This window comes from Sporosarcina ureilytica, from assembly GCF_001753205.1.
In the GTDB taxonomy this organism is placed as follows: domain Bacteria; phylum Bacillota; class Bacilli; order Bacillales_A; family Planococcaceae; genus Sporosarcina; species Sporosarcina ureilytica.
In genome coordinates, this window is record NZ_CP017560.1 from 3,310,102 (window position 1) to 3,322,623 (window position 12,522).

The 12,522-nt window shown below is 39.1% G+C and carries 11 protein-coding genes; 3 read left to right on the top strand and 8 right to left on the bottom strand.

Features of this window, described 5'->3' with window-relative positions; translation table 11 throughout:
- Positions 1–14 precede the first annotated feature (14 nt).
- The 6 genes from BI350_RS15980 to BI350_RS16005 all read right to left on the bottom strand — a co-directional run bounded on the left by BI350_RS15980 (position 15) and on the right by BI350_RS16005 (position 5,890).
- Entirely contained in the window at positions 15–782 is a 768-nt protein-coding gene (locus BI350_RS15980) for a sensor histidine kinase (RefSeq protein WP_245698272.1), read from the bottom strand.
- A 154-nt stretch (positions 783–936) separates the two neighbouring features.
- Positions 937–1,608 carry a response regulator transcription factor gene (locus BI350_RS15985; RefSeq protein ID WP_075529067.1) on the bottom strand — a complete coding sequence of 224 codons (672 nt, stop codon included), beginning with the start codon at positions 1,606–1,608 and terminating at the stop codon, positions 937–939.
- A 176-nt stretch (positions 1,609–1,784) separates the two neighbouring features.
- The gene (locus BI350_RS15990; protein ID WP_075529068.1) at positions 1,785–2,564 is read right to left on the bottom strand and encodes an ABC transporter permease; all 780 of its coding nucleotides are present in this window, start codon (positions 2,562–2,564) and stop codon (positions 1,785–1,787) included.
- Positions 2,557–3,474, bottom strand: coding sequence for an ATP-binding cassette domain-containing protein (locus BI350_RS15995; protein WP_075529069.1), 918 nt, complete (start codon positions 3,472–3,474; stop codon positions 2,557–2,559). Before BI350_RS15995 ends, BI350_RS15990 begins: the two co-directional genes overlap by 8 nt.
- Positions 3,475–3,668: 194 nt before the next feature.
- A complete protein-coding gene (locus BI350_RS16000; protein ID WP_075529070.1) occupies positions 3,669–4,541 on the bottom strand; it encodes an AraC family transcriptional regulator in 873 nt (290 codons plus the stop codon).
- A gap of 212 nt (positions 4,542–4,753) precedes the next feature.
- Positions 4,754–5,890 (bottom strand): MFS transporter, encoded by a 1,137-nt coding sequence (locus BI350_RS16005; protein ID WP_075529071.1) that lies wholly within the window; start codon positions 5,888–5,890, stop codon positions 4,754–4,756.
- A gap of 304 nt (positions 5,891–6,194) precedes the next feature.
- On the opposite strand from BI350_RS16005, the gene BI350_RS16010 reads away from it, so the two are divergent.
- Entirely contained in the window at positions 6,195–8,099 is a 1,905-nt protein-coding gene (locus BI350_RS16010; protein ID WP_075529072.1) for a heavy metal translocating P-type ATPase, read from the top strand.
- 86 nt (positions 8,100–8,185) lie between these two features.
- Here BI350_RS16010 and BI350_RS16015 read toward each other — a convergent pair whose 3' ends face one another.
- Positions 8,186–10,066: a cation:proton antiporter gene (locus tag BI350_RS16015; RefSeq protein ID WP_075529073.1), complete on the bottom strand. Its 1,881-nt coding sequence runs from the start codon at positions 10,064–10,066 to the stop codon at positions 8,186–8,188.
- A gap of 340 nt (positions 10,067–10,406) precedes the next feature.
- On the opposite strand from BI350_RS16015, the gene BI350_RS16020 reads away from it, so the two are divergent.
- Positions 10,407–11,468 (top strand): PseG/SpsG family protein, encoded by a 1,062-nt coding sequence (locus BI350_RS16020; RefSeq protein WP_075529074.1) that lies wholly within the window; start codon positions 10,407–10,409, stop codon positions 11,466–11,468.
- 28 nt (positions 11,469–11,496) lie between these two features.
- A complete protein-coding gene (locus BI350_RS16025) occupies positions 11,497–11,682 on the top strand; it encodes an SE1832 family protein (protein ID WP_075529075.1) in 186 nt (61 codons plus the stop codon).
- A gap of 236 nt (positions 11,683–11,918) precedes the next feature.
- On the opposite strand, the gene BI350_RS16030 is transcribed toward BI350_RS16025, so the two are convergent.
- Entirely contained in the window at positions 11,919–12,464 is a 546-nt protein-coding gene (locus BI350_RS16030; RefSeq protein WP_075529076.1) for an RNA polymerase sigma factor, read from the bottom strand.
- Between the last annotated feature and the right edge of the window lie 58 nt (positions 12,465–12,522).

Genomic DNA, 12,522 nt, shown 5'->3' on the forward strand with positions numbered 1-12,522 from the left:
GCATGGACACACCTTTAATTCCCTTTAATAGGAAGTTTAATGGTCAGCATAAACCAATAATCATTCAACTCGGCATCCAATGTTCCGCCCATCTTCTCCACTAACTTTTTAGATAAATAAAGGCCTAATCCACTCGTTTCGGTGTTCGTCCTACTCGTCACTTCTGTATAAAAACGCATAAACACCTTTTCCGCTTCCACTTTACTATCCGGTTTGATATCGTTTTTCGCTGTGAGAATCATGTAATCCCCTTCTTTCTCATAGCTAATAAACGCTTTACTTTTCGCATAACGCAAGATATTTTGGACCACATTTTGTACGACCCGTGCTAATAAGAATTCATCAGCAATCACTTGACGGTCTCCTGGTTGCTCAGGAAATTGAAGTTCAATGTTCTGTTCTGCAATTTGTTCATAGTAAGATAAAAAGATTTCTTCAACTAAATTCGGAAGTAAAACGGAAGATAATTTCATCTCTTTTTCATTCGCTTCGATGCGCGCTAAATCATAAAAATAATCCGTCATTGCAATTAAACGTTCTACTGACTGTTCAATGATCTGTATATAATGCTTTCGCTTCGTCTCGTCTATCGTTTCCTGTAAAAGTTGAACATAACCATTCACAGACGTGAGCGGTGTGCGTAGATCATGCGAAAGCCCGGCGATGGATAACTTCACATTCTCCTCCATCTGTTTCGCTCGGAAATTTTTTTCTTCAAAAGCATCAATCATTTGATTTAATTCATCGACTAATTCCATCAATGCCTCCTCACGAAAATCCAATGATAACCTCCCGCCATAACTTGAGCGAATAGGTATCTCTTTAATTTCGCGCGTCAACTTCCGCAGTTCTCGTTTCAAAAAATAAATATAAAAAAGGAGCGCCAACGTCAGGAAAACAAATAACCATCCCCACATTACATTCACGCTCCTTTCTTTAATCAAATTTGAAGCCTATGCCCCAGATTGTTTTAATATAGTTTGCACCTTGTGCATTCATTTTACGTCGTAAATTACTAATATGCATATTGATGGTTTGGTCACTATCAAAAAACGGTTCATTCCACACACTTTCATAAATATTGGCGCGGCTGAATACTTTTTGCGGATTCTCTAGAAGCAGAAGAAGAATCGCGTATTCTCGACCAGTTAAGTGAATGACTTCGTCAATTATTTTCACTTCTCGGGTGTCCATATTTACCCGGATATCCTTATAACGAACCTCTTCCGTTTCATTATGCAAAACTTTTGCTGCATGACGCAGTTGGATATTAATCCGTGCAATTAGTTCTTTTACGTCAAATGGTTTTGTAATATAATCATCGGCTCCATTCATTAAAAGCTCTAATTTAGACGCTTGGTCATTTTTCGCGGAAATAACGATGACCGGGATTGTTGAGTCATTCCGAATTTCCCGCAATAATTCTTCCCCATCCATTCCCGGCAACATTAAATCTAACAGAATAATATCCACTGGATTTTGTTCGTATAATAATTTCCCTTCAGTCCCGGAGTATGCGCTGATTGTTTTAAAGCGCTGTAATGTTAATGCTTCTTTAATCAGCGAATGTATTGCACCATCATCTTCTATAATTAATATCGTTGCCATTACTACCGACCTACTTTATCCCGCATTTACTGGCAGTAAGCCCTTCAATTCAAATCTTGGGGGAAAACCAAAATGGACCGGGGCAACTGCCAGTACATGCCCGATTGGTTCAACTAACAAGGAAAGATCGAACTGCATCTTTTCCTAGTGGGGATAGCCCCCCACTGAATGAAGTTTCACTTTATATCTGTTCGATTAAACATCCAGATTCCTACTGCAGATGATAGCACAATTGTGATTAGGCTGACGACGATCATCTCAGGAAACCTTGCGACATCTTCTGGTGTAGCAAAATTAAAATAAAACATAAATGTTTCCGTAAACCAAAACATGACTTGTTTAAAATGTGTCGTTTGCTGAAATATCCCAGGCAGAAATCCTGTTGCAATCGTGTAAATAAAGCTCCATATTAACGTGAAGCTGCTATTTTTGGTTATAAAACCGATTGCTACATATACAGAAACGTTAGCCAAAACCAACATGTAAAGCGTACTGAATGCTTTTAGCGCATAACTGACATAGTGATTCATTTCAGCAACACCGCCAAAGCCAAATGCAATTGTAAAGCCTATCATCCCAAGAATCGTCATAACAATCACGCCAGCCAAAGAGACTAAAGCAACGACAATTAGTTTTGAAACATAATAATGTGTACGACTGCGACCTAGGGACAATGCGTTTCGGATCGTTCCGTGTTGAAATTCTTCTCCAATAAAGAAGCTGATAAAAGCACTCATGACAAGTAATACTGTCAATCCATTTTTCTTAATCATAAGAATACCGGTAGCACCATTTACTACAGTATCAACCTTTTGAACGAGTTCAGCTCCATAACTCACGCTCCAGTAACTATTTACGGTTTGTATAATTGGAAGTACGCATAAAATAATTAAGGCAATGATGAGTTTTTTGCTTCGTCTTAATTTAATTCTTTCTGCTGAAAGTAGATTAAGCATTCGGCGCACCTCCTGTTAACTGTAAGAAATAGTCTTCGAGTTTTTGTCTAGTCGTCCCAATTCGTGAAACTTTTACATCTGCTTTGACCAACGAATGATTGATAGTAGCAACATCATCTAACTTTTCATAGATATTTATTTCATTTCCTGTGATGACTTCGAAGTCTCGAATCTCCATTTCTTCCAGTACGACGACTGCTTTTTGGACGTCAGTCGTTTCCAACTCTATATATTGACGAGTTTCGCGTGCAAGCTCTTCTTTTGATAGTTCTTTAATAATTTTCCCGTCATGTAAAATGCCATAGTGTGTCGCGATTTGGGAAAGTTCATCCAATAAGTGACTAGAAAGTAAAACCGTAATGCCATGCTCGCTCACGAGTCGCTGAATAATTTCACGCATCTCGACAATTCCCGATGGATCAAGACCATTTGTCGGTTCGTCTAAAATTAAGAACTCAGGGTTGGTCATCAATGTAGAAGCTATCGCCAAACGTTGACGCATTCCTAAAGAGAAATTCTTCGCTTTCTTTTTGCCTGTATGACTCAAGTTCATTAGCTGTAATAATTCGTCAATCTTTCTTTCACTAACCCCGCCATTTGCTGCTTGCACTTGTAAATTTTCTCGAGCTGTCAGTTCAGGATAGAGTGCCGGCGTTTCAATGGATTGCCCCATTCTTCTTCTAGCATTTTGCAAACCTTTTGAGCCAGTTGCTTCGAACAATTCAATATCTCCGCCGTCAATCGTAATTAATCCCATAACAGCACGCATAAACGTTGATTTACCCGCACCATTTTGACCAATTAATCCGTAAATCATCCCTCTTTTAATTTCAATAGATACTTTATCAAGCACTTTATGTTTACCATATATTTTTGAAACATTTGTCGCTTTTAAAATGGTTTCTAACATGCATCATCACCCTTTCGTTATCGCTACAATTAGCATAAGGGATATGTATCAATAATTAGACTAGAAAAGTATAAAGAAAGTGTATAGAATGAAGTTTTCGGAGGAGAAATAACAATAACACCTGGGAAAGAGATTACCCCAATAGAAAAAGCCCCCACTCTGAAATCAACAGTTGAGGGCCTTCATATAGCCAATTATTTTTCCAATACGGGAATCCAAATCTCGCTTTTCACTGCAGATGAAGTTAAGTCTTTCGTTTTAATCGATAAGAGTTCTGGTCCTTCCATTTGCTCGTAATTTGAAGATGGAAACCATTCCGCGTAAATTCTTCCCCATGTTGTTTGCAACGTATCTGGAAAGGGGCCACTCGATTCAAAGACAGCCCACGTCATACTCGGAACTTGCAAAGCAGTGTAGCTTTCGGGACATACTTCCGTTGTTGCCACGCCGATATAATGATCGAGTTCACCTTTTCCTTCCATACGACCTTCCGAAAAATTTGTAGATGCTTGTATGATCCCTTCCGGTTCGATATTGGATAGTTTTTTGAGCTCGTCAATTTTATCCAACGTTAACGTTTTCCACATGTCATTGATTGCAGAGTTTTCACCTTGAAAAACAATCGGGACTCTTTTCTTAATTCCAACAATCTGAAACGCATCTTTCTTTTCAATTCCGTAATTCATTTCGTCGCCTCCGCTAATTGATAGTTGGAAGGTCATTCGAGGATAAGCTTTTAGTGATTGACCGTTGTTTCTAGCTTCAGACGGTGTGATGCCATGCAGATTTTGGAATGCTCGGGTGAATGAATCGGGTGATTGATAACCGTATTTAAGAGCAATATCAATGACCCTTAATCCACTCTGCTTTAATTCAAAACCCGCGAGCGTCAGGCGCCTTCTACGAATATATTCAGACAACGTAATTCCTGCAAGAAATGAAAACATTCTCGCGAAATGGTATTCCGTACAATAAGCCCGTTTGGCCACTTCTTTTACATCAATTTCATTCGTCAAATTCTCTTCAATGTATTGCAGCGCTACATTCATATGCTTAAGCAAATCCATTCCCTGACCTCCTTATCTCAATACTAGCAAGAAGGATATTCACCCTTCCGACAATTCATGCACGATTTTGTAGGGTACGAATCGTTCAACTAAGTATCCTTAGATATATTAAAATGATAATAGCCCTTTCACCTTAACAGGAAAGGGCTTGGTCCATTGAACTTTATTTAGAAACTGAAGAATATCCGGACATGTTTTATGGGATAATCCTCCTATGAGTTACTTTTACGAGATGTATACAATAAATAAAGACCGATCAATAACATAATTGTTGCGCTCGATGAAAAAGGAAGACCGGTAATTTCTACGGCAAGTCCAGACATGAACGAACCGACTACCGCGCCTAACGAGAAAAACGCATAAAATATACCGTACGCTTTTCCGCGGTCTACCTTAGAGGATGCTTCTGAAACAATTCGGTTCATAGATGGGAAAACTAACGCAAAACCTACACCGTAAATCGTCATTAATGCATAACCGACTGTCGTAGACACTGTAAAGTTCAGTAGAATATGGACACTTGCAATAATAGACAAACCAATGACGACCAATTTAACTGGTGAAAAAAGATCATACATTTTATTCATCGGTGTTAGGAATACAATCAATGCCACGATCCCAAATGTACTGAGTAAAAGTCCAGTCGTTGAGGATGTCGCACCCATATCGGCTACCTTTAAAGGAAGTGCAAACGACAACGTACCATTACTGACCATCAATGCAAAAGCAGCTAATGATGCTTGCAGCAACAACTTATTTTTCAATAAAGGTAAAAAATGTGCAACAGATACACCGCTTCTATCACTCGCTTTAAAAGATTCTTTAATAAAGAGTAAACCTAAAAGAATGATTGGAATAAATAAAAATGCAACAAGATAAAAGACATATTCCACTTGTGATTTTGAAGCCATAATGCCACCTATCGCAGGACCTACAATCGCAGCAACTCCGATACATGCACCTGTTAACGCCATTGCTCTTCCGCGATTTTTCTTATTCGTTTGATCTCCAACATAAGCAAATGCGGCCGGAATTAAAACCCCGCCTGCCAGACCATGTAAAAGCCTAACAATAAAAAGTTGCTCTCCTGACTGGGCAAGTGGATATAAAAACAAAATGAGTGTGACGAGACTCATTCCGGTTAATAACATTCTTTTACGACCAAATCGGTCAATCCAATGCCCGCCAATAATGTTTCCAATCATATTTGTTAACGAATAGATGGCCACAATGCCCGCCGCCAACACATGTGATGCTCCTAAACTCAACGCATAAGGTGTAATAATGGGAAGTTGAATAAATGTATCAAGAAATGAAATGATAATAATTAAATATAGTATTCTAGTCATGCATAGTAGTTCCTTCCTATCTTTAACTGTACCCCTATTATACTTGTTTTTTATATAGAAGGAACTAAACCGCTATTAGCCCCCTTGCACCCCTTCACGAGGACAGCCCCTTTCCGCATAATATACTGGGTCATTCCTCATTTCTATTTTCACACCAAACTGTAGCCATTTCATTATCCAAGTGATATAATTTATAATAATTATAAAGTGATATTAATTATAATCTAATCAATAAACATTATCATTTAGAATTTAACATGGATAAATAGAGTGACGTCATTAAAAGTAATTAGGAGGGATAACGGTGACAACCTTATTAGCAGAAAAAAGAAGGTTTTTATTCAAATGGACTGAACATCTCGAGTTAATCGCCGCTGCGTTATCGGGAATTCTAATTGTATCTGCATGGACGATTGGCAAATCTGGACATGAAAGTATATCTATAAGCTTTTATATAATCGCTTTCTTAATTGGCGGATATGCAAAAGCGAAAGAAGGCATTGAGGATACAATTCAAGATAAACGATTAAACGTCGAGATGTTAATGATATTTGCGGCGATCGGTTCTGCCATCATTGGTTACTGGGCTGAAGGTGCGATTCTCATTTTTATTTTCGCAATAAGCGGTGCACTCGAAACGTATACGTTAAATAAAAGTCATAAAGAAATTTCCTCACTGATGGCTTTACAACCTGAAGAAGCATGGCTTTTGCAACCAGACGGAACCACAACGAGTGTGAAAATTGACACGTTAAGAGTTGGCGCCAAACTTCTTGTCAAGCCAGGTGAACGAATCCCCGCGGATGGCCTAATTTTAAGAGGTACCACTTCTATTGATATGTCCGCAATTAACGGCGAATCAGTGCCTGTTACGAAAGAAATTGGCGATGAGTTATTTGCAGGGACAGTGAATTTAAGCGGCGCGGTTCAAATGGAAATGACGAAGCCGAGTTCCGAAACTTTATTCCAAAAAATTATTACGCTCGTCCAATCCGCGCAAAGTGAAAAGTCCCCTTCCCAGCAATTTATCGAGAAATTTGAAGGGACTTACGTTCGAATTGTACTAATCGTTGTTGGGATTATGATGTTTTTACCGCACTTTGCACTCGGTTGGGACTGGACAACAACTTTTTACCGAGCCATTGTATTACTTGTTGTTGCTTCCCCTTGTGCGCTTGTTGCCTCCATCATGCCTGCAACGTTGGCAGCCGTTTCCAATGGAGCGAAAAATGGCGTGTTAGTAAAGGGTGGGGTTCACCTCGAACATTTAGCTTCATTAAAAGCCATTGCTTTTGATAAAACAGGTACATTGACAACTGGAAAACCGGTTGTTACCGATTTTATCGTTCGAGATGATGTGATGGAAAATGAAGCATTACAATTACTAGCATCGATTGAAAGTCAATCGAATCACCCACTGGCCCTTTCAATCGTTCGGTATGCACAAGAACAAAATGCGATAACAAATGATCAGCCGATAATTGAAGACATTCCAGGACATGGCATTAAAGCATTTACGGACAATGGTGAAATTCTAGTCGGAAGTCCAAAATTTGTCGGTAGAGCGGATAGCCAAAGTTTCAAAAACGGAATTAGTCAATCCCTTGCCGCGGAAGGAAAAACAGTGATTTTTATGAAAGATGCTCAAGGCATTGTCGCAGCGGTCGCCTCAAAAGATACATTGCGCGAAGAAGCCGTCTCTGCACTTTACCAATTGCATAAAGTCGGCATTCGTACCATTATGTTAACGGGAGATAATGAGCGTACTGCTGAAACGATTGCAATGGAAGCAGGCATGGACCGTTATGTTGCGGAATGCTTGCCGGAAATGAAAGTCGAACATGTGAAGCAGTTAATTCAAGAAGAAGGTTCAGTCGGCATGGTTGGTGACGGGATTAATGATGCGCCTGCCCTCGCAACTGCCACAACTGGCATTGCAATGGGGCAAGGAACTGACGTCGCCCTTGAAACTGCTGATGTCGTATTAATGAAAAGTGATTTAACAAAAATCGCCTATTCCATAAAGTTATCCCGAAAAATGCAGCGCATCGTGAAACAAAACATTTTCTTCTCTGTCGCTGTTATCGCGCTGCTAATTGTGTCGAACTTCATGCAAGTCATTGACTTACCGCTTGGTGTTATCGGTCATGAAGGAAGTACGATTCTTGTCATCTTAAACGGTTTACGGATGTTGAACAAAGTTAATTAACGTTGGATGCTAACCTTGAAGCGAAATTAATCATCCTACATCTTAAAAAGCAGTACAAACAATTTACTCGTTTGTACTGCTTCTTTTTACAATATTTTATGAAACGCGTCTTCTAATTCTTTCATTTCTATTTGAGTGTCTCTATTCTCTTCCTCTAACCGTTCCTTTACGCGCTCGATTGTTTTCGCAGGTGAAGTTAATGTAACAACTGTATCCCCAGCTCCTGCTTGTAATTCAACATCAGGTGTGAAGAACTCTATCGATTTGTCGGGACGTAAAATGTATAGCAAGATAGATTTATCATCCCGTTCCCTTAAATATTGCGTGTAGCTATACTGTTTTGTAATGATCGTTTTTCGGATGACATGACCTGAGTTTACTCGTTCCTCAAGCGCACGAAGCGTAATTGCTGGCGTGAAAAGTATATGCCCGCCGACTCCACTAATAGCCTTAGCGTTCTCTTCTCTCGGATGAATCGCCGTTTGATAAAGATGTTCGCGTCCAAGACTCGGTACGAAGTCTTCGCAAACATGTGCATTATACGAGTCATTACGGGTCATCGCCAACATAAATCGGTACGGGGTCAGATCTAAATCATAATCTTGCTGTTCCGTTAATATATTCCCGATATGACTATCTAATCCATACTTTCGTGCATGCGCTAAACTCGCCCATGTTCGGTCGATCATAAGTACATGATTCCCCGTCTCTTTTACAGATTTAGCTAACTCCCCTGCAAATCGGCTTCCTCCAACAATGAGTACGCCCGACTCTTCCGTCGTTGTTAAATTAAGTTTTTTCGAAAGTGGGCCGATTGTAAATCCATGAAGAACAACAGTCGAAAAGACAAGCGCAAAGGTTATCGCCGTTAAAATATCGGCATCTCGATATCCTTGATCGCCTAGTACCGAAGCAAAGTAGCCAGATACAGTTAGCGCAACAATTCCCCGAGGCGCAATCCAACCGATGAGAAATTTCTCTTTCACCGATAAATCCGTTCCAATCGTCGATAACCAAATCGACAGCGGACGAACAACTATCAACATAGCTAATACATACAACATAATTTTCCAGTTAAAGATTGCAAGCAAAACTTTTGAGCTTAATGAAGCCGTCAACATGACGAAAATACTCGAAATTAATAAAACAGAAATATTTTCTTTAAAATGACGAATTTCTTTAATTGAATTTAAATTCATATTCGCCATCGTCATGCCCATTGCCGTTACAGCGAGTAGACCGGTTTGTTGCATAATTTCATCTGCCAAAACAAATGTAAAGATAACGACCGCAAACAATACCGGGGATTTTAAATACTCTGGGACTCCTCCCCTATCAAATGCGCGACCGAAAAACCATGCCACTCCACACCCTAATATCACCGCAAAAATAGATGCTGCAAAGAATAGTAAAAACGAATTTAGCGTAACTTCACTTTTTAAAAACCGAATAAATTCAAATGCAAAAACAGCTAATAGTGCGCCAAATGGATCAACAACAATCCCTTCCCACTTTAGAATAGCGGCGGGGCGCGGCTTTAATCTTGCCTGACGCAAAAGCGGTAAAATGACTGTCGGTCCTGTTACGATAAATAAACCGCCAATCACAAAAGCGACAGAAAGCGATAATCCTGCAACATAGTGAGCTGCAAGTGAGCCCGCTATCCATGCGATAAATGCTCCGATTGTGACAATGCGTAATACCGGCTTGTTAAAACCCCGAATTTCCTTAAAATCGAGTAATAAACTACCTTCAAATAATATTAGCGCTACTGCAATTGTAATAAAGGGACTAAACAAATCCCCCATACTTTCCTCTGGATTAATTATTCCTAAAAATGGACCTACGAGTAACCCTGCAACAGACATAACTACAATTGCTGGCATACGAAATCTCCAAGCCATCCATTGTGAAAAAATCCCGATAAGCACGACGAGCATTAAATCGAACAGTAATGAATTAAACAACGGGGATTATCCTCCAATCCTAAAACTCAAAGTGTCTTGGCATGATACATTTATTCATCAACAAATTTCCTGTAATGGCTAAGAAACAGATAACATCCTATCAACCCTCTATCCTATCGCGAACTAATTCACTGACTCTTTCAACAGAATGATTCTTTTGAATAAATTAAATACAGATAGTTTAACATACTATTTTTTTCAATCAACCCAAAAAATACATATTTTTATTTTCCTTGCCATACGATGAAGAGATAGGCATGAGCGGAGGTTCGTTATAAACCAAAAACTGACAGTACTCCGCTTATTTTCATTAGCTAATAAACCGACAAGACGAGGAAGGATGATTCCAATAAACGTAAACTTAAAAAAGAAACTAGCCATTTATGTTTGTGACACGGACGGAAAAGGGACATACCCTTTACGTAGAGCGAAAACCATTTCACAATCTTTACCCGAAACAATTGAAATCATTTTTATTTCACATCAAAAGTTTGATGCCTTTTTAGAAGGTTCTCAATTTATTTCAATAAAAAATAATGCTGAGCTCATTCAGGTCTTACAAAAAATTAAACCTGATCTTCTTTTACGCGATAGCGGTTCGACTTCAAAAGAGGAAGTTGAAAAAATTGCAGAAATCGTACCAGCTGTTATCCATTTTGATGATTTTGGCGAAGGGGGAAAATTGGCTGACCTCGTTATCCAAACACTTTACACAGAAACGAATGAAAAACCGCTTGATCACTATGTTGTTGGGGCCGAGAGTTTTATTGCTGACGAGCAAATTGCATCGTTTAAGCATATTGGATTGAGCAAACAAGAGACAGAGCCCATTCCCCACCTGATTGTTACATTTGGGGATGAAGACCCTAGCAACTTATCGTATCGTGCACTTCGCCACTTATCACAACTTCAAATCCCACTGAAAGTAACTGTTTTGATTGGGGAGAATTACAAGCACGATAAAACTGAATTGCGTATGATGGCACTCGGCAGAAGAAATACATTTATTAAACAGAAACCAGAAAATGTAGCCGAATTCCTTTCAACCGCGGATATTGTCCTTTGTGCATCAGGCTACACGCCTTATGAAATTGGCGTAATGGGGATTCCTTGTATTGTACTCGCGCAAAACGAATTCGAGACGGCGCTCGATTTCCCAAAAGAACAACATGGATTTGTACATCTCGGCCCAGGTAGAAAAGTAAAGCAATCCACCCTACTCAACGCTGTGATGGAACCTTTGCTGCATGACTCTTTACGAAAAAAAGCGATTGAGCGACAAGTAGCCCTTAATCTCGGGGAAGGCAAAGAAATGGTTCGCGAAGCCATTTTATATTATCTTGAATATCCGAAACGGGAAACGCACGATGGTTCAGGAAAAGAAACCTCTGATATGATATAGTGAGGAAAAAGAGATAGGGGTTTTTCGCATGGATAAAAAACAAATCGAACGAGAAATCGCAGAACTTAAAATGGAGTACGTCAATTTGCAAGGAGACATCGAAAAGCTCGAGTCTGTTGGGCAAAACCGTCAAGTTACTAAAGCAGAAGAACGTTTAGGTTTAATGGAAGAAAAACTGTCCGAGCTCAATGAAAAGCTTTTTCAGTTTGACTAACATGAGTCAATTTCATAATTACCTAAAACCGCTAAGCTGATACAATATATAGTGGAGAACGGTTTAACTCAACTATATATTGTATCGGCGCAGCGAAAAGATTGGATTATGAAATTGACTAACATACAAAAAAGTATTCATAGAATAATAGGATTCCCTTCTAAATGCTACTTAGCAATTAGGAGGTTTTTTTATAATAACGAAAAAGAGTCCAGATTTTTATCTGAACTCTTTTTCTAAGCTGTCACATACTCTTGTGTTGCATGGTCATCCATCAACATTTCTTTCAAGTAATTTCTTGCACGAAACAGCCTTGATTTTACTGTTCCAATTGAAACTTTCATCACTTCTGCGATTTCATTCAATGAATATTGATAAACGTAAAAATACTCAATCGTATTTTTATAAATCCCGTCTAACTGTCCGATTTTTTCGCTTACAAGATATTGAATGTCGTTTCTTTCCGCAATTTCACTAGGTGTTAATGAATTACTTGGAACCAAATCAAGAATTGGAACGTCAAGTGTAGGTGGTTGTTGCATAACGTGTTCATTTCTCCGTACCGTTTTACGGTAACGATCGCGGAAAGTGTTCATGCAAATGGTTGTTAGCCACCCTTTTATATGGTCGATTTCATCTAATTTATCCGTATAGCGGATTACTTTTACCCAAACGTCTTGCATGACGTCTTCCGCTTCTTCCTTATTTCGAGTTAATTTTAAGCATAGGTGATAGATGTAGCGACCGTATTCTTCATACAAGTCATCTAAATTGATAGTCATCTGTTCATGCCTCCGTCTTTTTGCTGTTAACCCTATTATCAGCAATCGAGACATTACA

Excerpts from the sequence above, each read along its gene's own strand:
- BI350_RS15985 (WP_075529067.1), bottom strand. The coding sequence starts at position 1,608 with ATGGCAACGATATTAATTATAGAAGATGATGGTGCAATACATTCGCTG.
- BI350_RS15990 (WP_075529068.1), bottom strand. The coding sequence starts at position 2,564 with ATGCTTAATCTACTTTCAGCAGAAAGAATTAAATTAAGACGAAGCAAA.
- BI350_RS15995 (WP_075529069.1), bottom strand. The coding sequence starts at position 3,474 with ATGTTAGAAACCATTTTAAAAGCGACAAATGTTTCAAAAATATATGGT.
- BI350_RS16000 (WP_075529070.1), bottom strand. The coding sequence starts at position 4,541 with ATGGATTTGCTTAAGCATATGAATGTAGCGCTGCAATACATTGAAGAG.
- BI350_RS16005 (WP_075529071.1), bottom strand. The coding sequence starts at position 5,890 with ATGACTAGAATACTATATTTAATTATTATCATTTCATTTCTTGATACA.
- BI350_RS16020 (WP_075529074.1), top strand. The coding sequence starts at position 10,407 with ATGATTCCAATAAACGTAAACTTAAAAAAGAAACTAGCCATTTATGTT.
- BI350_RS16025 (WP_075529075.1), top strand. The coding sequence starts at position 11,497 with ATGGATAAAAAACAAATCGAACGAGAAATCGCAGAACTTAAAATGGAG.
- BI350_RS16030 (WP_075529076.1), bottom strand. The coding sequence starts at position 12,464 with ATGACTATCAATTTAGATGACTTGTATGAAGAATACGGTCGCTACATC.